We start from the raw sequence: 26,951 nt of genomic DNA on the forward strand, positions 1-26,951 counted from the left end.
CCGTGAAGCACATCGCGCGCAAACGCTTCGGCCAGCACTTCCTGTCGGACGACGGGATCATCGACGCGATCGTGCGTGCGATCGACCCGAAGCCGGGCCAGCCGATGGTCGAGATCGGCCCCGGGCTCGCGGCGCTCACCCAGCCGCTGGTCGAGCGTCTCGGAAAGCTCGCGGTGATCGAGCTCGACCGCGACCTGGCCGCCCGGCTGCGCGCCCATCCGCAGCTGCAGGTGATCGAATCCGATGTGCTGAAAGTGGACTTTGCGCAGGTGGCGTCTGCGCTGGGCGCTATGAAATTGAGAGTGGTGGGCAACCTGCCCTACAACATCTCGACGCCGATCCTGTTCCACCTGCTCGAGCAGGTCGATGTGATCGAGGACCAGCACTTCATGCTGCAGAAGGAGGTCATCGACCGCATGGTGGCCGCGCCCGCCACCGCCGCCTACGGCCGGCTGTCGGTGATGCTGCAGTGGCGCTACGCGATGGAGGACGTACTGTTCGTCCCGCCCGAAAGCTTCGACCCGCCGCCCCGGGTGGACAGCGCCGTCATCCGCATGGTGCCCCGCACCGCGCCCGCCGCGGTGGACCCGGCCCGCCTGTCCGCCCTGGTGCAGGCAGCCTTCAGCCAGCGCCGCAAGCTGCTGCGCCACAGCCTCGGCCCCTGGCTCGCGCAGCAGGGTTTCGTCGGCAGCTTCGACCTCCAGCGCCGGGCCGAGGAAGTGCCGGTGCAGCAGTACGTCGGCCTGGCCCTGCAGCTGCCCGCGTCCGCTGATCGCTGATCGCTGATCGCTGATCGCTGATCCTCCGCGCCCGACGGCCGCGCTATAAAAAAACCCCGCTCCGAAGAAGCGGGGTTTTTTCGTCCCAGGGCAGCCGGCGATCCGGCTCCGCCGGTCGCCTGGCTGCGCCCCAAAGGGGTAGGCAGAGCGCAGCGCAGCCTGGGGGTTGGCTCTACGGCAGCCGTCAGGCTGCTGAGAGCCAATAGCCGGAGTTAAACGGACTGCTCATGCGCAACGCCAACGGCGACACGTCCACGAGCTTGTCCGTCGGCATCTTCTCGCCGCTGTCGTCCGTCACCGCGATGGTGCTCACTGCGGGGACCGGTGTGGCTGCCACGGGCGTCGCGGTCTGTGCCGGAGCCTCGTTCGCCCGTTCTGCTTGGCTGGTGGATGCAGAACGGGCTACAGAAAAGAATAGAAGCACCGGAACGGGACCTTGCGGTCGCCCCAGTAGTCGGATGCGTCGCGGAAGATGTCGAGCAGCTGCTCGCGCGCCTCCTTGTCGAACTTGGCATGCGCCGGGATCTGCTCGAGCACCACGATGAAGCCGGGCTGCGGGCCCGATTTGTGCAACGGGTCGGTCATGCAGTCGTACAGCGCGTCGAAGTTCTTGCCGAAGTGCGACGGGAAGGTGAACTGCGCGGCGATCATGTCGAGCACGTCCTGCTTGGACTGTGCCTCGGCCAGGTTGGCGTACAGGAAGTGCTGTCCGAGCGACTGGGCGATCTCCTGCAGATCGGGCACGCGGAACGCGCGGATCGACTGCACGATGTTGCTGCGAACGCCGCGCAGCGGGGTGTCCGACTCTTTCAGACGAAGCGGGGGGGTATCCATCTCCGTTGCTCTTTCTCTATCTGATGGGTTCCAAGAATCCTGGCCGGAGGCGCCCGTCGGCAGGCTCCGCGCACCGAAGTTCAGGTCGGCGGTCATTCGACGATCGCCCTGAAGCTCGCGTAGTGGTCGGCGGTGTAGTAGCAGCGGTCGGGCCTGCGGGGCTCGCCGCCGCAGACGATGCGGCGGGCGCCCCGGTTGCGCGCACCCGGCGTGTCCACCGTGTACTCGCGGTAGTAGCCGCGCGCCTGGGCGGGCAGCAGCCGCTCGCGGTTGCCGAACACTCTGCCGTCCTTGTCGTGGGCGAACGGGCCGCCGGCACGGATGAGTCGGAACACCTCGCGTCCCTGCGCGGGCAGTTCGGCAACGGTGACGGTGGCGGATTCGAGTGGAGCGGACGGAACCGGGGAGCGGGCTGCCGCGGGCGACAGGGCCAGCAGCAGCGCCGACCCGAGAGCCCAGGCACCGGCACGGCCTGCAGCGGCAGAGGGCGCGATCACCGCACGGACCGCAGTCCGCAGGGACAGGGCGCCCCGCGCCACTTTTCGCAACATGCACTACACCTTTCGGAAATTTCGGCAAAAACCGCCCGAAGGCGGTTCCGAACCATTCGGGTTAACCCCGAAATTTCAATCCGCTAGTGTGACGCAAAGAGGCCCCGCCTGCAAGTGGCGGCTTGCCGACATGCAGGGGGAACCGGGGCGTCCGGACGCCGGCAGGCGCTATCGAAAAAATAGCGCCCGCAGCGGTCCGGACCGTCGTCAGCGCGCCGCGTTGGCGTCCGCGACGGTGAGCGCCGTCATGTTGACGATGCGCCGCACGGTGGCGCTGGCGGTCAGGATGTGCACCGGCTGGCTGGCGCCCAGCAGCACCGGGCCGATCGCGATGTTGCCGCCGGCCGCGGTCTTCAGCAGGTTGTAGGAGATGTTGGCCGCGTCGATGTTGGGCAACACCAGCAGGTTGGCGTCGCCGACGAGCGAGCTGTGCGGCATCACCTGCGCGCGCTCGGCGCCGCTCAATGCGACGTCGCCGTGCATCTCGCCGTCCACCTCGAGCCAGGGGGCCTGCACGCGGAGCAGTTCCAGCACCTGGCGCATCTTGACGGCGCTCGGCTGGTTGCTGCTGCCGAAGTTCGAATGGCTCAGCAGCGCGGCCTTGGGCTTGAAGCCGAAGCGCAGCATCTCGTCGGCCGCCATCATGGTGATCTCGGCCAGTTCGGCGGCGGTCGGGTCGTAGTTGACGTGCGTGTCCACCAGGAACACCTGGCGCTCGGGCAGCAGCAGGCCGTTCATGCAGGCGTAGGTGCTGACGCCGGCGCGCTTGCCGATCACCTGGTCGATGTACTGCAGGTGGTGCGCGGTGTGGCCCCAGGTGCCGCAGATCAGGCCGTCGACCTCGCCCTTGTGCAGCAGCATGCAGCCGATCAGCGACAGCCGGCGGCGCATCTCGATCTTGGCGATCGGCACGGTCACGCCCTTGCGCTCGGCCATGCGGTGGTAGGTCTGCCAGAAGTCGCGGTAGCGGTCGTCGCGCTCGACGTTGACGATGTCGTAGTCGCGGCCCTGCTCCAGCCGCAGGCCGAACTTCACGATGCGCTCGGCGATGATCGCCGGACGACCGATCAGCGTCGGCCGGGCGAGGCCTTCGTCCACCACGATCTGCGCGGCGCGCAGCACCCGCTCCTCCTCGCCCTCGGCGTAGGCCACGCGCTTCTTCTGTGCGGCCTTGGCGGCCTGGAAGATCGGCTTCATCGTGGTGCCGGAGGCGTAGACGAAGCTCTGCAGGCTGTCGCGGTAGGCGTCCATGTCCTGGATCGGGCGCAGCGCCACGCCGCTGTCGACGGCGGCCTGGGCCACGGCCGGCGCGATCTTGATCATCAGCCGCGGATCGAACGGCTTCGGGATCAGGTAGTTCTTGCCGAAGGCGAGCGGCTCGCCCGCATAGGCAGCGGCCACCACCTCGCTCTGCTCGGCCTGGGCCAGCTCGGCGATCGCATGCACCGCGGCGATCTCCATCTCGTCGGTGATGGTCGTCGCCCCTGCATCCAGCGCGCCGCGGAAGATGTAGGGGAAGCACAGGACGTTGTTGACCTGGTTCGGGTAGTCGGTGCGGCCGGTGGCCATGACCACGTCGCCGCGCACCGCATGCGCGTCTTCCGGCGAGATCTCGGGGTTCGGGTTGGCGAGCGCGAAGATCACCGGATTGGCCGCCATCTTCGCGACCATCGCCGGCTTGAGCACGCCGCCGGCCGACAGGCCGAGGAACACGTCGGCGCCGTCGATCACCTCGGCCAGGGTGCGCAGGTCGGTCTTCTGCGCGAACTGGATCTTGTCCTCGTCCATCAGCTCGGTGCGGCCTTCGTAGACCACGCCGGCCAGGTCGGTGACGAACACGTTCTGGCGCTGCAGGCCCACCTTGAGCAGCAGGTTCAGGCAGGCCAGCGCCGCGGCGCCTGCGCCGGAGGTGACCAGCTTCACCTGGCCGATGTCCTTGCCCACCACCTTCAGCGCGTTCAGCATCGCTGCGGCGACGGTGATCGCGGTGCCGTGCTGGTCGTCATGGAACACCGGGATGTTCATGCGCTTGCGCAGTTCGCGCTCAACGTAGAAGCAGTCCGGTGCCTTGATGTCCTCGAGGTTGACCGCGCCGAAGGTCGGTTCGAGCGCGGCGATCACCTCCACCAGCTTCTGCGGGTCCTTCTGGTCGATCTCGATGTCGAACACGTCGATGCCGGCGAACTTCTTGAACAGCACGCCCTTGCCTTCCATCACCGGCTTGGAGGCCAGCGGGCCGATGTCGCCCAGGCCGAGCACCGCGGTGCCGTTGGTGATGACGGCCACCAGGTTGCCGCGGCTGGTGTACTTGAAGGCGTTGACCGGGTCCTTGACGATCTCCTCGCAGGGCGCGGCGACGCCGGGCGAGTAGGCGAGGGCCAGGTCGCGCTGGTTGACCAGCTGCTTGGTCGGGACGATCGCGACCTTGCCCGGCCGCGGCTTCTCGTGGTACTCGAGCGCGGCGCGGCGCAGCTCGGCGCGGCGGTCTTCCTGGCTGGACGCGGAGGCGGTGGACGGAGGGGTGGACATGAGGGAATGGCTCCTGCGCGCGGCTGCTGGGGAGGCGGATTGTAGACACCGGCCGCACGCCGCCATTCCCGCACGACCGTGCGGCGCCGTCAGGACTGATCGGACTTTCGCGGCGTGAATCGACCCACCGCGGCGGTCCGCGACCCCGGCAGTATGATCCGCCGCACCCCCCTCGCCCCTCGCCCCTCGCCGGAGAACGCCATGGCCCTGATGGATTTCATCAAGAAACAGTTCATCGACATCCTGCAGTGGACGGAGGACGACGACGGCACGCTGGCCTGGCGCTTCCCGATGCGGGACCTGGAGATCCAGAACGGCGCATCGCTCACGGTGCGCGAATCGCAGGTCGCGGTGTTCGTCAACGAAGGCCAGGTGGCCGACGTGTTCGGCCCCGGCATGTACCGGCTCACGACGCAGACGCTGCCGGTCCTCACCTACCTGAAGAACTGGGACAAGCTGTTCGAGTCGCCCTTCAAGAGCGACCTGTACTTCTTCAGCACCCGCCAGCAGACCGACCAGAAGTGGGGCACGCCCCAGCCGATCACGATCCGCGACCAGGACTTCGGCGCGGTGCGGCTGCGCGCCTTCGGCAACTTCAGCTTCCGCGTGGCCGATGCGAAGCGCTTCCATACCGAGGTCTCGGGCACCCGCGCCGAATACACGGTGGCCGAGCTCGACGGCCAGCTGCGCGGCCTGGTGCTGCAGAACATCAGCACCGCGATCGCGGCGAGCGGCGTGCCCTTCCTCGACCTGGCGGCCAACCAGATCCGGTTCGCCGACGCGCTGAAGACCCAGCTGCAGCCGGAGTTCGCCAAGCTCGGCCTGCAGCTCGACGGCATGACGGTGCAGAACGTGTCGCTGCCGGAAGAGCTGCAGAAGGTCATGGACCAGAAGATCGGCATGGGCATGGTCGGCAACGACATGAACCGGTTCATCCAGTACCAGACCGGCCAGGCAATTCCGAAGATGGCCGAGGGTGCCGCCCAGGGCGGCGGCGGCATCGCGGGCGACGCGATGGGCCTGGGCGCCGGCGTGGCGATGGGCCAGATCCTCGCGCAGAACCTGCAGCAGGGCCTGCAGGGCGGCGCGCAGCCCGCACCGGCAGCCGCCGCCACGGCGCCGGCCGCCAGCGTGCGCCCGGAGGACGTGATCGCGACGCTGGAGAAGCTCGGCGACCTGAAGTCCAAGGGCATCCTGACGCAGGAAGAATTCGACGCCAAGAAGGCCGAACTCCTGAAGAAGCTGGCCTGACCGCATCGCTATGCATTCGATAGCGCCTCGCGCCCGCCGGACGGGCGCCAGAGGCCGAAAATCATCGCAAAACCTGCCACAGCGCCGCCATGGCTGAGGCTGCCGGCACGCAGCGCCATTACCGCGCGCCCTGCCCCGGCTGCGGCGCGCCGGTGGAGTTCCGCAGTGCGCAGTCCACCCATGCGGTCTGCGCGTATTGCCACAGCACGGTGGTGCGCCGCGGCGAGACGCTGGCGCGCATCGGCCGCATGGCCGAGCTGTTCGACGACCACAGCCCGCTGCAGACGATGGCGGCCGGCCGCATCGACGGCCAGGCCTTCACCCTCGTCGGCCGGCTGCAGTACCGCTCCGAGGAAGGCGTGTGGAGCGAGTGGCATGCGGCGATGGCCGACGGCACGTCCGCCTTCCTCGCCGAGGACAACGGCAGCTACGTGTTCGCCCGCCCGCACGCACTGCCGATCGCCGCGCCGCCGGCCGATGCGCTGCGCGTCGGCGCGACCACCGCCGTCGCCGGCAAGTCCTACACCGTCGCCTACCGCGGCCGGGTGACGCTGATCGGCGCCGAGGGCGAGCTGGCGCACCTGCGCGAGCAGGGTACGGCCTTCGACGCCGCCGAGCTGCGCGCGGACGACGGCGCAGTGCTGTCCCTGGAGTACGACACCGCGCCGCCGGAGGCCACGCTCGGCCGCGCGGTGCGGCTCGAGGACCTGCACCTCACCGGCCTGCGCGCCGCATCGGAGAAGACCGAGACCGCGCGCCAGTTCGCCTGCCCGCACTGCGGCGCGCCGGTCGCAGTGACGCTCGACACCACGAAGACCATCACCTGCCCGAGCTGCCGCAGCATCATCGACATCGCGTCGGGCATCGGCGGCGAGCTGCGCCATGCGGTGCAGGACGAGCCGGTGCGGCCGCTGATCCCGCTGGGCGCCATCGGCCAGCTGCAGGGCGTGCCGTGGCAGGTGGTCGGCTTCCAGCACCGGATGGGGCAGGAGCCGGGTGACGACGAGCAGTTCGGCTGGAGCGAATACCTGCTCTACCACCGCCAGCGCGGCTTCAGCTTCCTGGTGGACGCGACCGACGGCTGGAGCATGGTCAAGCCCGCCACCGGCGCGCCGAAAGTCAAGCGCAACGAGGAGCAGGCGACCTACCTCGGCACCACCTACGACCTGCAGAGCCGCTACCGCGCCGAGACCACCTACGTCGCCGGCGAGTTCTACTGGCCGGTGGCCCGCGGCGACCGCACCGACAACGCCGACTACGCGAGCGGCCGCAACCTGCTGTCGCGCGAGCGCAGCCGCCACGAACTGACCTGGTCGGTCGGCAGCCGGCTGGAGAGCACCGCGGTCGCCGCGGCCTTCAAGCTGCCGGCCGAGAAGCAGGCGGTGCTGGCGCGCGGCGATGCACGGCCGGGCTCGGCGATCGGCTGCCTGACGATCATCGTCGTGCTGGTGGTGCTGCTGCTCCTGGTACTGCTGCTGTCGCGCTGCAGCCGCTGCGATCCGGCGGTCGAGAACTGCAACTCGTCCTCCTACCGCAGCTCCGGCGGCTCCTGGGGCGGCTCGTCGAGCGGCGGCGGGCACAAGTAGCACACCGCCGCACCCCTTCTATTTCCACGACCACGACAGGAGATCCCCATGGAACTCGAATGGCTCAAACCCGGCGCCTTCATCGGCTCCATCGTCTTCGCGCTGATCGGCGTGCTGGTGTTCTGGCTGTGCTTCGTCATCATCGACAAGATCACGCCCTACGACCTGTGGGGCGAGATCGTCGAGAAGCAGAACGTCGCGCTCGGCATGGTGGTGGCGGCGATGTGCCTGGGCATCTCGATCATCGTGGCGGCGGCGATCCACGGCTGACAAGCGGCCGCGCGGCCTGTCATGGCCGCTTCACGGGGCGTGGACAGCATGGCGGCTCCGCCTGCCGCCCTCGAAGGACGTTCCCCGTGCCCCTGCCCTCCCGTGCCTCCGGCATCGCCCTCGCGCTGTCCGCCCTGCTCGCTGCCTGCGGCGGCGGAGGCGGCGACGGCACCCCGGTCTCGCAGCCGATGGACCTGACCATCCTGCACCTCAACGACCACCATTCCACCCTCGACGGCAGGAGCCGCACGCTGCAGCTGAAGACCTCCGCCGGAGCCACCGCGCCCAGCGCCGTGACGGTCGACGCCGCCGGCTTCCCGCGCGTGACGCAGGCGATGGCCGAGCTGTCCGCACAGTCCGCCCACGTGCTGAAGCTGCATGCCGGCGACGCCCTGACCGGCACCCTGTACTTCAACCGCGCCGGCGCCGATGGCGAGGCCGACGCGGCGCTGATGAACACCGTCTGCTTCGATGCCATCACGCTCGGCAACCACGAGTTCGACAAGGGCGACAGCGGCCTGAAGAACTTCATCGACCTGCTGCACAAGGGCAACTGCAAGACGCCGGTGCTGAGCGCCAACGTGAACTTCGGCGCCACCTCGGCGCTGAACCCGGTCCGCGCGCCGGCGCCCGACTATGTAAACCGGTCGGTGGTGCTGCAGCGCGCCGGCCAGCCGATCGGCATCGTCGGCCTGACCGTGGCCGACAAGACCAAGGCGTCGTCCAGCCCCGACGCCACCACCACCTTCGAGGACGAGACGGTCGCCGCGCAGCGCGAGATCGACGCGCTGCGGGCCAAGGGCGTGAACAAGATCGTGCTGCTGAGCCACATCGGCTACGACCTCGACAAAACCGTCATCGCCAAGCTCAGCGGCATAGACGTGGTGATCGGCGGGGATTCGCACACGCTGCTCGGTCCCGACGCGCTGACCCGCTACGGCGTCGGCTCGCCCGCCGGGGCCTATCCGACCCGGCTGACCGACCGCGACGGCCGGCCGGTCTGCCTGGCGCAGGCGTGGGAATACGGCCAGGTGGTCGGCGAGCTGAAGGTGTCGTTCGACGCGGCCGGCAACGTGACCGCCTGCAACGGCACGCCGCATGTGCTGATCGGCGACAACTTCAAGGTCGGCGGCACCGAGGCCAGCGCCGCCCAGCGCAGTGAGATCCTGGCCGACATCGCCGCCACCGACGGGCTGCTGCGCGTGACCGCACCGAACGCTGCTGCGGCCGCGACGCTCGCGCCGTTCAAGGCGCGGGTCGACGCCTTCACCCGCAGCGTGGTCGCCACCGCGCCGGCCGAGTTGTGCTCGCGCCGCGTGCCCGGCGGCCCTGGCACGACCGACTACAGCCGGTCGAGCGCCGCCTGCAACGCGGCCGGCAGCGTGAGCGTCCGCGGCGGCGACATCCAGCAGCTGGTGGCGCAGGCGTACCTGGAGGTGGCGAATGCGAACTACGGCGGCGCCGACATCACGCTGCAGAGCGGCGGCGGCGTGCGGGTGCCGCTGTCCGGCGCGGTCACCGCGGCCCACGTGATCGAGGCGCTGCCCTTCGGCAACCAGCTGTTCCGCCTGAACGTGACCGGCGCCGAGGCCCGCACAATGGTCGAGGACGGCCTGCAGGCGGTCTACGGCGCGGGCGGCTCCACCGGCCCCTATCCCTACACCGGCGGCCTGCGCTTCGACGTCGATGCGACCCGCCCGCAGGGCAGCCGCGCGCGCAACCTGGAGGTCTACGACGCCGCCGCCAAGGCCTGGGGTCCACTCGATCCGGCGAAGACCTACCGCCTGTTCGTGCTGAGCTTCAACGCCACCGGCGGCGACGGCTACCGGACCCTGGCCGCCGTGCCGGCGGCCCGCCGGCTGGACATCGGCGTGCTGGATGCCGACGTGTTCCAGGCTTACATCGACCGCCAGCCGAAGGATGCGGCCAGCGGCCTGCCGGTGCTGCGCCGGCTGGACAGCAGCCTGTACAGCACGAAGTCGTACGTGCAGCCCTGAGCGGCGTCCTCGCGGAGGATTCTGCCGCGAAGAAGCGGCGGGCCGGGGCCCAGGGAACCCGGCCTTCTCTTTGTCGGGGTGCCACACTCCCGGTCCGCCGCCCTGCGCTCCCGATCCGAGCACAATGCGGGCATGCCGTACGCAGTGCCGATCGTCGATCACCGGGAGAAGGTCCGTGGCTGATGCCCCGCTGGACCTGAGCGCACTGCGCAGCGCGGTGGCGTCCCTGGAGGACGGTCTGGAGGTGGTGCGCGACGGGGACTGGTTCGGCCGGCAATCCGCCAAGGTGCAGAACACCCTGATCGCCGGCGTGATCCAGAACTTCGAGTTCGTCTACGAGGTGGGCTACAAGATGCTGCGCCGCCAGATCGAGCGGGAAGCGGCCAGTCCTGCCGATGTGGACGAAAGCAACTTCCGCGACGTGCTGCGGCTCGCGGGCGAGAAAGGTCTGGTCGCCGATGTGGAGGCCTGGTTCGACTACCGCAAGATGCGCAACGTCACGGCGCACACCTACGACCATGAGAAGGCGCGGAAGGTCTACCAGGGCACGCTGCGCTTCATCGAGGATGCGCGGGCGCTGCTGGCCCATCTCGAAGCGCGCAATGGCTGAGCGACCCGCGGTCGACGTGCGTCCGGACCTGTGGGACATCGTGCGCGGCGTCCTGCAGAAGCACGTGCCCCAGTACGAGGTGTGGGCCTTCGGCTCGCGCGTCACCGGCACGGCCAAACCGTATTCCGATCTCGACCTGGCCGTGCTCACCCGGGACCCGTCGGGCTGGGAGGTGTGCGCCGAACTGGCCGACGCCTTCGCCGACTCCGACCTGCCCTGGCGGGTGGACGTGGTGGATTGGGCGAGCACGGGCGCATCGTTCCGCCGGATCATCGAGCGCGACAGGGTGGTGGTGCAATCCGCCGCCGTGCCGTGCGGACCGAGCGCGGCGCCCCGCCCCGCTCCGCCCGGCGCGTGACCCCGACCGCCGGGGCGCCTGCTTCCCCGCCCCGCCCCCTGCAGGTCGCCCTGCTCGCCAGCGTCTTCGTGATCGCGGCCTGTGGGCTGCTGTACGAACTGGCGGCGGGGGCGCTGGCCTCCTACCTGCTGGGCGATTCGGTGCTGCAGTTCAGCACCATCATCGGCACCTACCTGTTCGCGATGGGTGTGGGCTCCTGGCTGTCGCGATTCTTCGAGCGGCAGCTGCCGGCGCACTTCCTACGCATCGAGCTGCTGGTGGCGCTGATCGGCGGCGCGCTGCCGGCGCTGCTGTTCCTGGCGCATGCGTGGCTGCCGGGGTCGTTCCGGCTGCTGCTCTACGGGCTGGTGTTCGCGGTCGGCACGCTGGTGGGGCTGGAGATCCCGCTGGTGATGCGCATCCTGAAGCGCGACATCGCGCTCAAGGACCTGGTGAGCCAGGTGCTGACCTTCGACTACCTGGGCGCGCTGGCGGTGTCGCTCGCCTTTCCGCTGCTGCTGGTGCCGCACCTGGGGCTGGTGCGCACCGGCCTGCTGTTCGGCCTGCTGAACGCGGCGGTGGCGGTGTGGGCGCTGTGGCTGTTCCGGCACGAGCTTCGCGCCTTCCGTGCCCATGCGGCGGCCTGCGCGCTGACGCTGGCGGCGCTCGGCGCGGGCTTCGCCGGGGCCGAGCGCATCACCACGCTGGCCGAGGACCGCTTCTACCAGGACCGCATCGTGTTCGCCGCCGCCTCGCCCTACCAGCGCATCGTGGTCACGCAGGGCCGCGGCGGCCACCGGCTGTTCCTGAACGGCAACCTGCAGTTCGCCGAACGCGACGAATACCGCTACCACGAGGCGTTGGTGCATCCCGCGATGGCCGCGCACGGCGCGCCGAAGCGGGTGGCGGTGCTCGGCGGCGGCGACGGAATGGCGGTGCGCGAGATCCTCAAATACCCCTCGGTCGAGCAGGTGACGCTGGTCGAGCTGGACCCGCACATGACCGGCCTGTTCCGCGACCACGCCACGCTGGCCCGGCTCAACGGCGGTGCGCTGGCGTCGCCGAAGCTGCGGGTCGTCAACACCGACGCCTTCGGCTGGCTGGAGCGCACCGAGGAGACCTTCGACGTGATCGTGGTCGATTTCCCAGACCCGACGAATTTCGCGATCGGCAAGCTCTACACCCAGAGCTTCTACGCGCTGCTCGGCCAGCGCCTGGCGGCCAGCGGCTATGCGGTGGTGCAGACCACCTCGCCGCTGATCGCGCGGCAGAGTTTCTGGACGGTGGTGCAGACGATCGAGGCTGCCGGCCTGGCCACCACGCCCTACCACGCCCATGTGCCGAGCTTCGGCGAATGGGGCTTCGTGATCGCCGGCCACCGGCCGTGGCGCATGCCGCAGGCGTTGCCCTCGGGCCTGCGTTTCCTCGACCTGCCGAGCCTGCCGCTGCTGTTCGATTTCCCGAAGGACATGGCGCGGCTGCCGGCCGAGGTGAACCGGCTGTCGAACCAGGTGCTGGTCCGCACCTACGAGCGGGAGTGGGGCCAGGTGGCGGCCCGGTGAGGCGGCGCACCGCGCTGCTGCAGGGCGCTGCGCTCGCGGCCGGGCCGGCGCTGCTGGCCGGCTGCGCACCGGCGGCGCCGCGCGACCTGCCGGGCGGCTTCGCAGGCACCGCGGTCGAGCGCGGGCACCTGCTGCGCGACCCGGCGCGCGTGCTTGCATCGCCGCCGGCCGTCGTGCGCCGCACCGGTGTGGTGATCGCCGGCGGCGGCATCGCCGGGCTGGCAGCGGCGCGGGCGCTGCGGCAGTCCGGGGCGGACGACTTCGCGCTGCTGGAACTGGAGGACACCGCCGGCGGCAACAGCCGGGCCGGCGCGGTCGGCGGCATCGCCTGTCCGCTCGGCGCGCACTACCTGCCGGCGCCGGGCGACGACGCCGCGCCGGTGCAGGACCTGCTCGAAGAACTCGGCCTGCGCCGCCACGTGGCCGGCCGCTGGACCTACGACGAGCGCCACCTGTGCCACAGCCCGCAGGAGCGGCTCTTCTTCCGCGGTGCCTGGCAGGAGGGGCTGCTGCCGGTGCAGGATGTCGGCGCCGCCACCCTCGCCGCGTACCGCGGCTTCGCCGACCGGGTGGTGGCGCTGCAGCGCGCGGCGCATTTTGCGATTCCGGTGCAGAAATCGGCGTTTGCGCCCGTCCAGCTTGCGCTGGATGCTATGACTTTCGGAGCATGGCTGGACCGGGAGCAGCTCACCGATCCGTACCTGCGCTGGTACCTGGACTACTGCTGTCGCGACGACTACGGCGCGGGCCTCGGCACCGTGTCGGCCTGGGCCGGCATCCACTATTTCGCGAGCCGCCACGGCTTCCATGCGCCGGGCGACGGCGATGCCGAACGCGAACCGGTGCTCACCTGGCCCGAGGGCAACGGCTTCCTGGCCCGCGCGCTGGCCGCGCCGCTGGGCGACCGGATGCAGCCCGCGCGCACCGTGCTGCGGATCGACGACCGCGGCCGCGCGGGCGTCGCGGTCGATGCCTGGGACCATCGCGCACAGCGCCTGGAGCGCTGGGAGGCGCCGCGCTGCATCGTCGCGCTGCCGCTGCATGTGGCGGCGCGGGTGGTGGCGGCCCCATCCGCGCGGCTGCGCACCGCCGCCGCCGCGACCCGCCATGCACCCTGGCTGGTCGCCAACCTGCAGCTCGACGGCCCGCTGCAGGACCGCCCCGGCGCCGCGCCCGCCTGGGACAACGTGGTCTACCGCGACGCAGCCGATGCCGGCGATGCGGACGCCGCCGCCTGGGGCCGCGGGCTCGGGTATGTCGATGCCCGCCACCAGACCCTCGACCCGACACCCGGCCCGACGGTGCTGAGCTGCTACCGCGCGCTCGGCGACCTGCCCGGCGGCCGCGCCGCGCTGCTGGAGCGGCCGTGGCAGGCCTGGCGCGACGCGGTGATGGCCGAGCTGGCGCTGCCGCATCCGGACATCGCCGCCCGCGCGGTCCGCATGGAGATCACCCGCTACGGCCACGCGATGGCGGTGCCGGTGCCCGGCACGTTGCAGCGAATCGGGCTGCAGCGCCCGCCGGACCTGCGCCGTGCGCTATCAAAACCAGAGCACATGGCAGTGCGCGACGGCCGGCTGCTGTTCGCGCATGCCGACTGGTCGGGCTACTCGATCTTCGAGGAAGCCTTCGTCCGCGGCGATGCGGCCGGCCGTGCGGCCGCCGCCTGACGCGCCCCTGTCCCTTTCCACATCCCGCTGCATGCCCCGTACCGCTCCCGGCTCCGTCTTCGAGGTGTTCCGCGTCTTCCTGCGGCTCGGCTGCACCGCCTTCGGCGGGCCGGTCGCGCACCTCGGCTATTTCCGGGCCGAACTGGTCGCGCGCCGCCGCTGGCTGGACGAGGCCGACTACGCCGACCTGGTCGCGCTGTGCCAGTGCCTGCCGGGCCCGACCAGCAGCCAGGTCGGCATCGGCCTGGGCCTGCGGCGCGCCGGCATGGCGGGCGCGGCGGCCGCATGGCTCGGCTTCACGCTGCCGTCGGCGCTGCTGCTGGTGCTGCTGGCCCTCGGGCTGCAGACGGTCGCGGGCGGCCCGGCGCTGGACGGTGTGCTGCACGGGTTGAAGATCGCGGCGGTGGCGGTGGTCGCGCAGGCGGTCTGGGGCATGGGCCGCAGCCTGTGCCCCGACCGGCCGCGCGCCGGCCTGGCGGTGGCGGCCCTGCTGGTCGTGCTGCTCGGCCCGCCGACCGCCGGACCGCTGCTGGCGATCGGGCTCGGCGCCGTCGTCGGCCGCTGGGCGCTGCCGGCGGTCGAGGCGCCGCCCGCCATCGGCGGCTACGGCGTGTCGCGCCGGACCGGCGCGGTGCTGCTGCTGGCGTTCGTCCTGCTGCTCGTCGGCCTGCCGCTCGTGGCGGCGGCCACCGGCGCGGCCGGATGGTCGGCCGTCGCGGCCTTCTACCGGGCCGGCGCGCTAGTCTTCGGCGGCGGCCATGTGGTGCTGCCGCTGCTGCAGGCGGCCGCTGTGCCGCCCGGCTGGATCGACCACGGCCTGTTCCTGGCCGGCTACGGCGCCGCGCAAGCCGTGCCCGGCCCGCTGTTCGCCTTCGCCGCCTACCTGGGCGCGGCGATGCAGGTGCCGTTCGGCGGAGTGGCCGGCGCGGCGGTGCTGCTGGTCGCGCTGTTCGCACCGGGCGTGCTGCTGGTGCTGGGCGCCCTGCCGTTCTGGGAAACGCTGCGCCGGCACGCGGCGGTGCAGCGGGCGCTGGCGGGCGTCAATGCGGCGGTGGTCGGCGTGCTGGCCGCAGCGCTGTACGACCCGGTGATCGTGCAGGCGATCGAAGGGCGGATGGACGTGGCGCTGGCGGTCGCGGCGGGCGGGTTGCTGATGGTGGGGCGGGTGTCGCCGGTGGTCGTGGTAGGGCTGGCGGCGGTGGCGGGAGCTTTGACCGTCTAGGTCCTGCGGCGACGCCTCCGGCCCGCTGCGCGACGGCTACGGAACCCTGTACTTCACGGGTGCCTACCGGGCCGCCGCCTTCGCTACCGCCCTCACCCGGCGGCCACCCGCGCTCTCACGGCGCCAGGCCGGCCCGCAGCATGCCGACACCCAGTTCGTAGATGCCGTTCCACACGATCTGGACGCCGAGGCACAGCAGGATGAACGCCGCCAGGCGCAGAAAGGTCACGGTGCCGGCCTCGCCCAGGGGCCGCAGCAGTTGCTGCGCGTAGCGAAACGCCAGGTACAGCAGCACGGCGATGGTCGCCAGGGCCAGGATGCCGCCGCCCACCCGGGCCAGGGACACCGACAGCCGGACATCGGCCAGCGATACGCCGACCGTGATCGCCGCCGCGATCGATCCGGGGCCGCAGGACACCGGGAAGGTCAGGGGATAGAAGGCCTGCCTGCTGGCCATGTCGGCGGTGAAGCTCTCGGCGAGTTCGGTGCGGCTGTCCACCGTCGCCTGCGTCGCAGTGAGCAGCCGCCAGGCCGATGCCGCCACAGCAGCCCGCCCCCGACGCGCACGATGGGCAGCGAAATCCCGAAGAAGTCGAGCACGTACGAGCCGACCAGCATCGCCCCCAGCAGCAGCCAGAACATGTTGCGCGCGATGCGCCGTGCCAGCATGGCACGGGTGGCGCCGCTCGCGCCCTGGGTGAGCCCGAGGAAGATCGGGGCCGTCGCGGCGGGATTGAGAATCGGCAGCAGGGTCGCCAGCGCGAACAGAAAACTCTTGCTGAAGGCGCCGAGCAGTTCAACGGTCACGGGATGGCCTCGGTCGAGGCGGGATCATAGTCAGCGCTCCCCCGACGCCCGGCAGACAGGGTTGGATCGCGCCAGGCGATCCGCCGGGACCGGCCGCGCCGCTGCATCGGGCGGCGCCCACGCCGGTCCGGTACCGACTTCATGCACAAAAGCCCGCTCGGCGCAGAGTGCGCCTGCGCCGTCAGCTATCGAAACAATAGCGACGATCAGCCTGCCGCACGGGCCGCTTCTGCCCCCGCCGGCAGCTCGAACGCGCGGATCGGCGGCACCGGGCCCGCATACCGCTCCACCTGCACCGTGCTCAGTTGCCCTGCGCAGCCCTGCGCCAGCGACGAGGTGCCGATGTCGCGGGTCAGCACGTTGGGGTTGCCGTGGGCGCACATCGGCCGGCCCTGGGCGTCGTGTACCGGGTCGTACCAGGCGCCGGTGGGCAGCTGCACCACGTCCTCGCGCATGCCGGCGTCCAGCCGGGCGGCGGCGAGGCAGGCGCCGACCTCGTTGAACAGCCGCACGATGTCGCCGTCGGCGATGCCGCGGGCAGCCGCGGCCACCGGGTGCAGGCGGCAGACCGCGCGGCCGCGGTGCTTGGCCGACTGGCTGTGGCCGCCGAAGTCGAGCTGGCTGTGCAGCTTGTCGTGCGGCTGGTTGGCGACCAGCCAGAGCGGATGGGCCGCATCGGGCGCGAACCGGGGCGCGAGCCAGGCGGGGTGCCCGGGGCAGTCGGCATAGCCGAAGGCGGCGACGACCGGCGAGGCGACCTGCACCTTTCCGCTGGGCGTCGGCAGCGGCGCGCCGTCGGGGTCGTCGCGGAAGGCGCGCAGGATGCCGCCGTCGTCGTCGCGCTGCGGCAGCCGCAGTTCGCCGCGCTGCCAGAAGTCGTCGAAGGCGGGTGCTTCCAGGCCCAGCGCCTCCAGGCCGGCGCGGGTGCGCTCGTACAGGTGGGCCAGCCACTGGCGGGTATCGCGGCCTTCGCTGAAGGCCTCCAGGCCGCCCAGGCGCGCGGCCAGGTCGCAGAAGATGTCGTAGTCGTCGCGGGCCAGGCCATGCGGCTCGGCGATGCGGTGCATCGCGACCACCAGCGGGTCGGTCGGCGTGGCGCCGATGTCCTCGCGCTCCAGCGTCATGGTGCAGGGCAGCACGATGTCGGCGTGGCGGGCGGTGGCGGTCCAGGCGATTTCGTGGACGACGAAGGTGTCGAGCGTGCGGAACGCCGCGGCCAGCCGCTGCAGGTCCTGGTGGTGGTGGAACGGGTTGCCGCCGGCCCAGTAGGCCAGGCGGATGTGCGGATAGGTGCGGCGCACGCCGTTGTAGTCGAACGGTGTGCCGGGGTGCAGCAGCATGTCGCTGATGCGGGCGACCGGGATGAATTCCTTCACCCCGTTGGTGCCCTGCGGGAGGGCTGCGGCCGGCACCGCGTTGGTCCGCTTGCCGTAGTGCGCCAGCGTGCCGAGCGCATAGTTGTAGCCGCCGCCGGGCAGGCCGATCTGGCCGAGCGCGGCGGCCAGCACCGCGCCCATCCACACCGGCTGCTCGCCGTGCTCGGCGCGCTGCAGCGCGTGCGCCACGACCACCAGCGTGCGCCGGCCGACCAGCGAGCGGGCCAGGTCGGCGATCTGCCGCGCCGGCAGGCCGCAGATCGGCGCGGCCCAGTCGGGGCTCTTGGCGACGCCGTCTGCGCGGCCGGTCAGGTAGTCCTCGAAGGTGTCCCAGCCGTCGCAGTAGCGGTCGATAAAAGCGCGGTCGTGGCTGCCGTCGGCGACCAGCTGGTGCACCAGCGCCAGCATCAGCGCGGTGTCGGTGTTGGGCACCGGTGCCAGCCATTCGAAGGCGGCCTCGTCGGGCAGGTCGCTGCGGATCGGGCTGATCGAGACGAAGCGGCAGCCGCGCGCCGCCGCTGCGCGCATCGCGTCGCGCTCGACGTGGCGGCTGATGCCGCCCGAGGCGACGCGCGAGTTCTTCAGCGCCATGCCGCCGAAGGCGAGCACCACGTCGGTGTGGTCGACAATCTGCTCCCAGGTGACATTGCGGCGCGCCACCTCGTCCATGCCGCCGAGGATGTGCGGCAGCATCGGCCCGGAGGCGCCGGCGCTGTAGCTGTTGACCGAGCGCACGTAGCCGCCGAGCGTGGTGTTGAGGAAGCGGTGCACCTGGCTCTGCGCATGGTGGAAGCGCCCGGCGCTCGACCAGCCGTAGGAGCCGCCGAAGATCGCGCCGTTGCCGTGCGTGTCGCCGACCCGGCGCAGCTCGGCCGCCAGCCGGTCGAGCACCTCGTCCCACGGCATCGCGACGTAGTCGTCGTGGCCGCGGGCGGCGTCCGGGCCGGGGCCGCGCTCCAGCCAGCCGCGGCGCACCATCGGCGTGGCGACGCGCACCGGGTGGCGCAGCGCGCCCGGCAGGTTGTCGATCAGCGGGTTCGGGTCCGGATCGCCCGGGTGGGGCCGCACGGACAGCGTGCGCCCGTCCCAGGCGGCGGAGAACGCGCCCCAGTGGGCGCTGTGCGGCTTGAAGACGGGGGACTCGGTGTTCATGGGGTGGGATCGCAGAAAGGCGGGCACGGCGGTGCGCCCGGGAATGGAGAAGCGGGCCGTGCAGACGGCCCGCAGGAGCGCCGCGGGGCCCGGCAGCGGCCGCGCAGCCGCTGCAAAGGAGCCGCGGGCCTTTCAACCGGCCGTCATTCGGCCTTCAGATTGCCGCGCTCGACCGCCCGCTTGTAGTTGGCCGCGTCCTTCACGATGAAGTCGCGGAACGCGGCGCCGGTGAGCTGCGATTCCTGCGCACCGTCGGCGCGGTAGACGCGCAGCAGTTCCGGGTCCTTCATCGCCTCGGCCACCGCGCGGCTCAGGTGGTCCACCACCTCCTTAGGCGTGCCGGCCGGCGCGGCCAGGCCGTACCACTGCGTCATCACCACGTCGATGCCGGACTCCTTCAGCGTCGGCACATCGGGCAGCGACGGGATGCGTTTGGCCGAGCTGACCGCCAGCAGCCGCAGCTTGCCGCCGGTGATCTGGCCCATCAGCGGCGTGTAGGGCGCGAAGAAGCTCGACACCTGGCCGCCGAACAGGTCGTTGAGCGCCGGGCCCGAGCCCTTGTACGGGATGTGCAGGATGTCCACGTCGGCCTGCTGCTTGACCATCTCCATCACGATCTGCGCGGCGCCGCCGGTGCCGGTGGAGGCGTAGGTGAGCTTCCCGGGCCGGGCCTTGGCATCGGCGACCAGCTGGCGGGCGGACTTGATCGGCGAGTTGGCGGCGACCATCAGGCCGAAGGGCGTCTCGACCAGCTGGGCGATCGGCACGAAGTCGTCCGGCACCTTGTAGGGCAGGTTGGGCCGCAGGGCGACCGCGCTGCCGAAGTTGCCGCTCATCGCGAGGATCAGCGTGTAGCCGTCGGGCTTGGCACGCGCCACCGACTCGGCGGCGATGTTGCCGCCGGCGCCGGCCTTGTTGTCGACGATCACCGTCTGGCCGACGGTCTTCGACAGCGCGGTGGCGATGGTGCGGCCGTACAGGTCGCCGCCGCCGCCCGGCGGGAAACCGACGACCAGCCTGATCGGCTGCTCGGGATAGGCCGCGTGCGCGGTGCCGGCCAGAGCCAGCACGCCGGTGGCGGCGACGGCCGCGGCGGTGACGGTACGACGGAGGAATTCGCGTGTGCGCATGGGGTGTCTCCAGTGGAGGGGAAAGCGGCTGCTTCAGGCGGCGCCCGTGGCGATGGGGGCACCGGGCTGGGCCGACCACTCGCTCCACGAACCGGGATACAGCGCCGCGCCCTGCAGCCCGGCCACTTCCATCGCCAGCAGGTTGTGGCAGGCGGTGACGCCCGAGCCGCACTGGTTGACCAGCTGCGCGGCCGGCCGGCCGCCGGTGATTGTGTCGAACTCGTGGCGCAGCTGCGCGGCGGGCTTGAAGCGGCCGTCGGCGCCCAGGTTGTCCTTGAACAGCCGGTTGCGGGCGCCCGGGATGTGGCCGCCGACCGGGTCCATCGTCTCGTTCTCGCCGCGGAAGCGGTCGGGCGCGCGGGCATCCAGCACCAGGCGTTCGCCGCTGTCGATGTTGGCCTTGACGGCCGCGTAGTCCACCGTGGCGACCAGCGGCGTGCGCAGCGTGAAGCGGCCGGTTGGCGGCGCGGCCGGCACGTCGGTGGACAGCGGCTGGCCCGCGGCCTTCCAGGCGGCCAGGCCGCCGTCGAGCACCGCCACGGCGCGGTGGCCGGCCCAGCGCAGCATCCACCACAGGCGGGCGGCGTACATGCCGCCGGCGTTGTCGTAGGCGACGACCTGGGTGTCGTCGCCGATGCCGAACGCGGCCATGGTGGCGGCGAAGGTCTCGCGGCTCGGCAGCGGATGGCGGCCGTTGGTGCCGGTCTTCTCGGCCGACAAGGCGTGCTCCAGGTGCAGGTAGCGGGCGCCGGGCACGTGGCCTGCGGCATAGGCGCGCTGGCCGGCGTCGTGGTCGGTCAGCTCGAAGCTGCAGTCGAGCACCACCGGCGGCGTGGCGGACTGCAGTGCGGCGGCCAGCTGGTCGGCGGAGATCAGGGTGTCGTAGAGGGTCGTCGTCATGGCGGGCATTCTGGTGAGGGGGTGCGGTGCGCCCAAGCGCTAATTGGTAATTTCCTTCAGCAGCGCGGGCGTGAGCGCAGCCTTGTAGCGGGCGATGTCGTCGGTGATGAAGCTGCGGAAGGCGTCGCCCGGCAGGTGGCGTTCGGTGGCCGCGTCCTTGCGGATCGCGTCGCGCACCTCGGCGCTCGCGAGCGCGCGGCCCAAGTGCTCCGACAGCGTCCGCAGCACCGGCTCGGGCGTGCCGGCCGGCGCCACCAGGCCGTACCACTGCACCACCGGCACCCGCACGCCCAGCTCCTGGAAGGTGGGCACGTCGGGGATCGCCGGGTTGCGCCGGTCGCCGGTGATCGCCAGCAGGCGCAACTGGCCCTGGCGCACCTGCGCGACCAGCGGCGATGCGGTGGCGAAGAAGCTGTCGACCTGGCCGCCGAGCATGTCGGTGATCGCCGGGCCCGAGCCGCGGTAGGGCACGTGCAGCATGTCGACGCCGGCCGACTGCTTGACCATCTCCATGCCGATGTGCGCGGCCGCGCCGGTGCCGGTGGAGGCGAAGCTGAGCTTCTGCGTCTTCGCCGCGGCCAGCAGTTCCTGCGCGGTCTTGAAGCGCGAGTTGTGGCCGACGAACAGGCCGTGCGGCGCCTCCAGGATCAGGCCGATCGGCGCGAAGTCGTCGGGCACCTTGTACGGCAGGCTCTGCGGCTTGGTGGCGGGCGCCACCGCCAGGTTGCCGCTCATCGCGAGCAGCAGGGTATAGCCGTCGGGCTTGGCCTTGGCGACCAGGTCGGCGGCGATGTTGCCGCCGGCGCCGGCCTTGTTGTCCACCACCACCGGCTGGCCCAGCGTCTTGCCGAGCGCGTTGGCGATCAGCCGGCCGTACAGGTCGCCGCCGCCGCCCGGCGGAAACCCGACGACGAGCCGCACCGGCTGTTCCGGATACGCCGCCCAGGCCGGCAGCGCGGCCAGCCCCAGCAGCCCCGCCAGGGCGAGCGCCACGCGGCGGCGGAGTTTCTTGTCAGCGACAGTGGATGGCACGGTGTCTCCTTTTTCTGGGGTAGCGACGGGTCTCACATCCGGGGGGCACAGCGGAACCGGCTTTGCCGGGCCGCAGGTGCCGCCCCCGGCAGGGGGAAGGCGAAGACGCGTAGCGCGCAGCCTGGGGGCGAGTTAATTGATCCAGCCCTGCTGCTGCGCGACCACGCGGTCCACTGACGCGCCGCATTCGCCCAGGTAGCCGGCCGGATCGGTCAGGTCGCGGATCTCGTCGTCGGTCAGCAGCTGGCCCAGGCCTGGGTGCTGGCGCATCGCATCGGCGAAGGTCAGCTTGCCGGTGATGCCGTGCATCGACGCTTCGTAGATCCATTCGTGCGCGGTCTGCTTGCCCACCCGCTCCGAGAGTTCCAGCATCACCCGCTCGGAGAGCAGGTAGCCGCGCATCTTGTCGAGGTTGGCGGCCATCACGTCGGCGTTCACCTTCAGGCCGCCGAGCAGGTTTTTTGCCTGGAACAGCATGGCGCCGGCGATCAGGCAGCATTCGGGCAGCGCCTTCCATTCCATCTTCCAGGCGATGCCGTCGCGCTCGCCTTCCTGCACCATGCCCTCGACCATCATCGTGGCGTTGTAGCGCAGCGGCCGCGACAGGCCGGCCAGGTTCTCGGCCGAGGTCGGGTTGCGCTTGTGCGGCATGGTCGACGAGCCCAGCTTGCCGTCGGAGAAGCCCTCTTCCACTTCGCCGAACTCGTTCCTCTGCATGTTGAAGAGTTCGTTGCCGATCTTCGACAGCGTGGCACCGATCATCGCGAGCAGCAGCGCGTATTCGGTGAAACGGTCGCGCGCGGGCGCCCAGCTGATCGCCGGTGCGCCCAGGCCGAGCTTCTGCAGCATCCGCGCCTCCAGCTCCACCGCCTTCGGGCCGAGCGATGCCTGGCTGCCGACCGCGCCGGCCAACATGCCGACCAGCACCCGCGGCGCGGCCTGCACCAGCCGCTCGTGGTGGCGGCCCAGTTCATCGAGCCACAGCGCGCACTTGTGGCCGAAGGTGATCGGCAGCGCCTGCACGCCGTGGGTGCGGCCGGCCATCGGCGTGTCGCGGTGGGCCACGGCCAGGCGAGCCAGCTCCCGGCCCACGGCCTGCAGGTCGCGCAGCGCGACCGCGTGGAATTCCTTCAGCTGCAGCGCCACGCCGGTATCGACCACGTCCTGCGTGGTGGCGCCGTAGTGCACCCATTCGCCGTTCTCTTTCGAGCAGGCGGCCTGCAGCTGCTTGAGCGTGGGCACCAGCGAGTGCTTGATGCGGCGGATCTCGGCCGACATGGTGGCGATGTCGATGTTCGCGACCTTCGACTGCGCGGCGATCTCGGCGGCCGCGGCCGCCGGGATGATGCCCAGCTCGGCCTGGGCCTCGGCCAGCGCGGCCTCGAAATCCAGCCATTTCTGGATGCGGTTCTCCTCGCCGAAGATGGTGCGCAGTTCCTCGGTGCCCCAGAGGTGCTGGAGCGATTGCATGTCGAAGACGGAGACGGGCATGGGCGGAATCCTGGAAAGCGTGAAAGGAAAGAAAGGAAAAAGAAGGAAGCAGCAGGCCGGCGCGGCCGGCGGGCCTAGCGCGCCGCGGCCGGCCGGGGCCGTAGGCGCGGCAGCACGCGGCCGGGGTTGAAGGTCTGCGCCGGGTCGAGCGCCTGCTTGATGCGGGCCATCGCGTCGAGCGCGACCGGGCTCTTGTAGTGAAGGAAGGCCGCCTGCTTCTGGCGGCCGATGCCGTGCTCGGCCGAGATCGAGCCGCCGAGCCGCGCGGCGGTGGCGTGCACGATGTCGTGGATCGCCTCTTCCTGCGCGCGGAAGTCGGCGGCGGCCATGCCGGCCGGCGCGCTCTGGTTGTAGTGCAGGTTGCCGTCGCCCACGTGGCCGAAGCAGACGATGCGGATGCCCGGCATGAAAGCCTGCAGCGCGGCGCCGGCTTCGTCGATGAACTGCGGGATGCGCGAGATCGCGACCGCGATGTCGTGCTTGACCGACGGGCCTTCGAGCCGCTGCGCCTCGGGCACGAATTCGCGCAGCGCCCAGAACGCGTGGGCCTGGCTGTCGGAGGCGGCGAGCGCGGCATCGAGCACCAGGCCGTCCTCCATCGCGGCGCCGAGCACCTCTTCCACCGCCGGCGCCGGGTCGATGCGGGCGGAGACTTCCGACACGTCGAACAGCACCGACCAGGCGGGCACGCTGCCCAGCGGCGCACGCATGCCGGCGGTGCCGTGCTGCAGCACCATGCCGAGCGGGCCGTCGCCGATCAGCTCGAAAGCGGTGACGCGTTCGCCGACCGCATCGGTCAGCCGCGACAGCAGCTCGACCGCGGCCTGCGGATCGCGCACCGCCACCCAAGCGGTGACCACGGTGCGCGGCCGGGCGAACAGCTTGAACACCGCGGCGGTGACGATGCCGAGCGTGCCTTCGCCGCCGATGAACAGCTGCTTCAGGTCGTAGCCGGTGTTGTCCTTGCGCAGGGCACCCAGCAGGTCGAGCACCCGGCCGTCGGCCAGCACGACTTCCAGGCCCAGCACCAGCTCGCGGGTATTGCCGTAGCGCAGCACCTGCTCGCCGCCGGCGTTGGTCGAGACCACGCCGCCGACGGTGGCGCTGCCTTCCGACGCCAGCGACAGCGGGAACAGCCGGCCCGCTGCCTCGGCCGCCTGCTGCGCGGCGAGCACGGTGCAGCCGGCCTCGACCGTGAGCGTGTTGTCGAGCGGATCGGCGCGGCGCACCGCGCGCATGCGGTCGAGGCTCAGCACGACCTCGGTGCCGGAATTGTCGGGCGTCGAGCCGCCCACCAGCCCGGTGTTGCCGCCCTGCGGCACCACCGCCACGCCCGCCGCCGCGCAGGCCGCGACCACGCGCGACACCTCGTCGGTGCTGGCGGGCCGCACCACCGCGAGCGCATCGCCCGGGTAGGTGCGGCGCCATTCCGCTTCGTAGCGGGCCTTGTCGGCTAGGGCGGTCAGCACCTGGGGCGCGCCAACGATGGCGGCGAGCGTCGCGATCAGCGCATCGGTGCGGTCGCCGCCGGACGACAGTACGGTCGCCGGCAGGGGCCGGTCGGTACAGGAATCGAAGGTTGTCTCCACTTGCTTTGTTTCAATGAATGAAATATATTTCAAACGTTGAAACTATAGGCGTGTCCCTGCGGACTGTCAAACGGCGGGACATGCCGGGGGCGGTGCCGCGCGACCCGCACCCACGACGACCATGGCCCGCACGTCCCCTCCTGCCGCCGCTCGCATCGCGGCGCCTCGCCCGAAAACCGGGGCATCCGCGACAACATCGGCGGCGCCTGCCGCCACCGACGGCTCCGGCGCGGCCGCATCGCCCCAGCCGCCGTCGGGCGTGCTGGAACGCGGCATCTCCATCCTGGAATGCTTCTCCGAAGACCGGCTGCGCCTGCCGCTGCGCGATCTGGCCGCGCTGACCGGGCTGGACAAGGCCACGCTGCTGCGGCTGGCCGGCGTGCTGGTGAAGGCGCGCATGCTGCACCGCTTCGACGACGGCTGCTACGCGCCCGGCCCGGCGCTGCTGCACATGGGCATGCTGTACCGCCGCACCTTCGACCTGGGCGCGCGGCTGCAGCCGGTGCTACGCCAGGTGATGCAGCAGACCGGCGAGACGGTCGCCTTCTATGTGCGCAGCGGCGAGGAGCGGGTCTGCCTGTACCGCGAGAACAGCGCCAACGAGGTGCGCCACCACGTCGAGATCGGCAACCGCCTGCCGCTCGCGGCCGGCGGCTCGTCGGCGCATGTGCTGAAGACCTTCACCGGCGGCGACACGCCGCTGCAAGCCCAGGTGCTGCAGGACGGTTATGCGATCACCCGCGGCGAGCGGGTCGACCAGATGGCCTCGGTCGCGCTGCCGGTGTTCGAGGGCGACGGCAGCTTCCTGGGCGCGCTGGTGGTGATCGGCCTGGCGCCGCGGCAGAGTGCGGCGGCTCAAAGGAAGGCGGTGGAGGTGGCGCGGCGGGCGTTGGGGGAGCAGGGGTTTGGGTGGCGGCAGCCGGCGGTGTGAGGGGATGCGCACGGGCAGCGGGCGATGCATCCATCTACAGAGGTGCTGCCAAGGCGACACAGGGCATCTGAAAACGGTATTTCGCGGGTTTCTGCAGAGGGCGGTGGGCCTGGGCATCAGGCACCATCGACGGTTGCAATGCAGGCGTATCAGATGACTCGCCCAGGACCGACCCTGTGCCAGGAACAAGCGTTGAAAACCATCCGTGAAAATTTAGGTTTGTATAAACAGCCGTGTGGTCGGATTGGCCGCAGGAGAAAGCAGATTTTGCGCATTGGCGGACCATCCAGTTCTTCATCGCTGTCGTCCAATTCACGTTAGGGCGCATCGGAATCATGGATCAACTACGCATCGAGCTTGAAAAAGCCGCGCTTGAGGCTTTTCGGCGTTCGGCAGCCCAGCATCGTTTTGAGACGATTTATTGCGCAGCGCTTTATACAAGCGGCGAGTATGGATACGTATGCGATACCGTTTCCACGGTTGAAGGGCTCCATCAGATCGCAAAGAACTACGTGCAGAAGGGATCGTTTGAAAATATTCAGAAAGCAGTTCGCGACTTGAAATGGAGCCCCTGTGACTCTCCGTACCACTTGGAAAACGAGCACCTTTTCGAAAGAAGCAATGCGCTTCTGAGTCAAATTTGGAATGCTGTGCGCCAGGATCCTGCAGGGGATTCAGATCGCGTCTATCGCGAGGTTCACGCAGTTTTTGTGGATGTGCTTAAAACCGTGCGCGGCTCCAACATCTTCGCGCCAGATTGCCTCATCACGTTGCTAGCCGGAGACCAAAGTGACGAGGCGCGTCTTGTTAATTCCGAAGAAGTGAACCCATTCTCAATTTGTCGCGTATTTGAGGCTGATCTGACACTCGACGCCAAGCGACTCGCAAGGTTGCGGGCTACGCGGTGGCCATCAGACGATAGCTATGAGCCCTAACATGCATTTCCATCGGACCGCCTGCGGCGTCCGCTGAAATCTGACGTTAGGCGTTGCAGATGTACAGGCTCTACCCACTTGGCGCGATCGATCACGATCCTGAGGCGCTATGGCTTTCGTACGATTGGGGAGAGTCTTTTGACAACCAGGAATGGCGGCAGTGCGTCGAAGACTTCCTAGGCGAGATCAAACAGCTTGGTCACCAAGTCGCTCCACTCTCGGTGCCGCCATTCACGCCCACAGAAGACTTCGTCAAGATCGAATATCTGATTGGCGGCGTGCGAACGATCTTCACATCCGACCATCTGCTTTCTCTGATCACAGTACACCCTGAAAATCAAAGTGTTCTTCGCGGTGCATGGGAATCCATCGGAAACAGAGTTGGCTGGGAAACGCAATGAACTACGCCA

General features: G+C 70.3%; 23 protein-coding genes and 1 pseudogene. 13 read left to right on the forward strand and 11 right to left on the reverse strand.

All coding sequences use genetic code 11. The features are described from left to right. Window positions 1-2 precede the first annotated feature (2 nt). Complete coding sequence (gene rsmA / locus QZ500_RS17145; protein ID WP_295856900.1) at window positions 3-779, forward strand: 16S rRNA (adenine(1518)-N(6)/adenine(1519)-N(6))-dimethyltransferase RsmA; 777 nt, start codon at window positions 3-5, stop codon at window positions 777-779. A gap of 184 nt (window positions 780-963) precedes the next feature. On the opposite strand, the gene QZ500_RS17150 is transcribed toward rsmA, so the two are convergent. The 4 genes from QZ500_RS17150 to QZ500_RS17165 form a co-directional block, all read right to left on the reverse strand. Beyond that, complete coding sequence (locus QZ500_RS17150; RefSeq protein ID WP_295856902.1) at window positions 964-1,092, reverse strand: hypothetical protein; 129 nt, start codon at window positions 1,090-1,092, stop codon at window positions 964-966. A gap of 89 nt (window positions 1,093-1,181) precedes the next feature. Further along, a complete protein-coding gene (locus QZ500_RS17155) occupies window positions 1,182-1,613 on the reverse strand; it encodes a barstar family protein (protein ID WP_295856904.1) in 432 nt (143 codons plus the stop codon). A gap of 92 nt (window positions 1,614-1,705) precedes the next feature. Next, window positions 1,706-2,164, reverse strand: a complete 459-nt coding sequence (locus QZ500_RS17160) for a ribonuclease (RefSeq protein ID WP_295856906.1) — start codon at window positions 2,162-2,164, stop codon at window positions 1,706-1,708. Window positions 2,165-2,371: 207 nt separating this feature from the next. After that, complete coding sequence (locus tag QZ500_RS17165; protein WP_295856907.1) at window positions 2,372-4,693, reverse strand: NADP-dependent malic enzyme; 2,322 nt, start codon at window positions 4,691-4,693, stop codon at window positions 2,372-2,374. Window positions 4,694-4,894: 201 nt separating this feature from the next. Here QZ500_RS17165 and QZ500_RS17170 point away from each other — a divergent pair, with 201 nt between their 5' ends. From QZ500_RS17170 to chrA, 9 genes are all read left to right on the forward strand, one after another. After that, complete coding sequence (locus QZ500_RS17170) at window positions 4,895-5,944, forward strand: SPFH domain-containing protein (protein WP_295856909.1); 1,050 nt, start codon at window positions 4,895-4,897, stop codon at window positions 5,942-5,944. Between the two features lie 89 nt (window positions 5,945-6,033). Continuing rightward, on the forward strand, window positions 6,034-7,530 hold the full coding sequence (locus tag QZ500_RS17175) for a DUF4178 domain-containing protein (protein ID WP_295856911.1): 1,497 nt from the start codon (window positions 6,034-6,036) through the stop codon (window positions 7,528-7,530). A 48-nt stretch (window positions 7,531-7,578) separates the two neighbouring features. Further along, window positions 7,579-7,800, forward strand: a complete 222-nt coding sequence (locus QZ500_RS17180; RefSeq protein WP_295856913.1) for a DUF350 domain-containing protein — start codon at window positions 7,579-7,581, stop codon at window positions 7,798-7,800. 86 nt (window positions 7,801-7,886) lie between these two features. Beyond that, a complete protein-coding gene (locus tag QZ500_RS17185; RefSeq protein WP_295856914.1) occupies window positions 7,887-9,797 on the forward strand; it encodes a 5'-nucleotidase C-terminal domain-containing protein in 1,911 nt (636 codons plus the stop codon). A gap of 175 nt (window positions 9,798-9,972) precedes the next feature. After that, window positions 9,973-10,407 carry a nucleotidyltransferase substrate binding protein gene (locus QZ500_RS17190; RefSeq protein WP_295856916.1) on the forward strand — a complete coding sequence of 145 codons (435 nt, stop codon included), beginning with the start codon at window positions 9,973-9,975 and terminating at the stop codon, window positions 10,405-10,407. Beyond that, a complete protein-coding gene (locus QZ500_RS17195; RefSeq protein WP_295856918.1) occupies window positions 10,400-10,765 on the forward strand; it encodes a nucleotidyltransferase family protein in 366 nt (121 codons plus the stop codon). Before QZ500_RS17190 ends, QZ500_RS17195 begins: the two co-directional genes overlap by 8 nt. Further along, window positions 10,762-12,306, forward strand: a complete 1,545-nt coding sequence (locus QZ500_RS17200) for a polyamine aminopropyltransferase (protein WP_295856920.1) — start codon at window positions 10,762-10,764, stop codon at window positions 12,304-12,306. Before QZ500_RS17195 ends, QZ500_RS17200 begins: the two co-directional genes overlap by 4 nt. Next, window positions 12,303-13,976 (forward strand): FAD-dependent oxidoreductase, encoded by a 1,674-nt coding sequence (locus tag QZ500_RS17205; RefSeq protein WP_295856922.1) that lies wholly within the window; start codon window positions 12,303-12,305, stop codon window positions 13,974-13,976. The genes QZ500_RS17200 and QZ500_RS17205 overlap by 4 nt, the downstream gene beginning before the upstream one ends. A gap of 31 nt (window positions 13,977-14,007) precedes the next feature. Next, entirely contained in the window at window positions 14,008-15,198 is a 1,191-nt protein-coding gene (gene chrA, locus QZ500_RS17210) for a chromate efflux transporter (RefSeq protein WP_295856924.1), read from the forward strand. 115 nt (window positions 15,199-15,313) lie between these two features. Here chrA and QZ500_RS17215 read toward each other — a convergent pair. From QZ500_RS17215 to QZ500_RS17245, 7 genes and pseudogenes are all read right to left on the reverse strand, one after another. After that, a pseudogene (locus tag QZ500_RS17215) lies at window positions 15,314-16,005 on the reverse strand (MarC family protein). Between the two features lie 206 nt (window positions 16,006-16,211). Then, window positions 16,212-18,533, reverse strand: a complete 2,322-nt coding sequence (locus tag QZ500_RS17220) for a molybdopterin guanine dinucleotide-containing S/N-oxide reductase (RefSeq protein WP_295856926.1) — start codon at window positions 18,531-18,533, stop codon at window positions 16,212-16,214. Between the two features lie 143 nt (window positions 18,534-18,676). Continuing rightward, window positions 18,677-19,663: a tripartite tricarboxylate transporter substrate binding protein gene (locus QZ500_RS17225; protein ID WP_295856928.1), complete on the reverse strand. Its 987-nt coding sequence runs from the start codon at window positions 19,661-19,663 to the stop codon at window positions 18,677-18,679. Window positions 19,664-19,696: 33 nt separating this feature from the next. After that, window positions 19,697-20,563 carry a sulfurtransferase gene (locus QZ500_RS17230; protein ID WP_295856929.1) on the reverse strand — a complete coding sequence of 289 codons (867 nt, stop codon included), beginning with the start codon at window positions 20,561-20,563 and terminating at the stop codon, window positions 19,697-19,699. Window positions 20,564-20,602: 39 nt separating this feature from the next. Next, on the reverse strand, window positions 20,603-21,595 hold the full coding sequence (locus tag QZ500_RS17235) for a tripartite tricarboxylate transporter substrate binding protein (protein WP_295856931.1): 993 nt from the start codon (window positions 21,593-21,595) through the stop codon (window positions 20,603-20,605). 132 nt (window positions 21,596-21,727) lie between these two features. Then, on the reverse strand, window positions 21,728-23,086 hold the full coding sequence (purB, locus tag QZ500_RS17240) for an adenylosuccinate lyase (protein ID WP_295856932.1): 1,359 nt from the start codon (window positions 23,084-23,086) through the stop codon (window positions 21,728-21,730). Between the two features lie 74 nt (window positions 23,087-23,160). Next, window positions 23,161-24,624: an FAD-binding oxidoreductase gene (locus tag QZ500_RS17245; protein WP_295857017.1), complete on the reverse strand. Its 1,464-nt coding sequence runs from the start codon at window positions 24,622-24,624 to the stop codon at window positions 23,161-23,163. Between the two features lie 172 nt (window positions 24,625-24,796). Between QZ500_RS17245 and QZ500_RS17250 the strand changes: the two genes are divergently transcribed. The 3 genes from QZ500_RS17250 (at window position 24,797) to QZ500_RS17260 (ending at window position 26,942) form a co-directional block, all read left to right on the forward strand. After that, window positions 24,797-25,606, forward strand: a complete 810-nt coding sequence (locus QZ500_RS17250; protein WP_295856933.1) for an IclR family transcriptional regulator — start codon at window positions 24,797-24,799, stop codon at window positions 25,604-25,606. A gap of 335 nt (window positions 25,607-25,941) precedes the next feature. Then, window positions 25,942-26,541: a DUF4303 domain-containing protein gene (locus tag QZ500_RS17255; protein WP_295856934.1), complete on the forward strand. Its 600-nt coding sequence runs from the start codon at window positions 25,942-25,944 to the stop codon at window positions 26,539-26,541. A gap of 59 nt (window positions 26,542-26,600) precedes the next feature. Then, window positions 26,601-26,942 (forward strand): hypothetical protein, encoded by a 342-nt coding sequence (locus tag QZ500_RS17260; protein WP_295856935.1) that lies wholly within the window; start codon window positions 26,601-26,603, stop codon window positions 26,940-26,942. Window positions 26,943-26,951 lie beyond the last annotated feature (9 nt).

This window comes from uncultured Xylophilus sp. (assembly GCA_913776965.1).
Classification (GTDB): Bacteria; Pseudomonadota; Gammaproteobacteria; order Burkholderiales; family Burkholderiaceae_C; genus Xylophilus.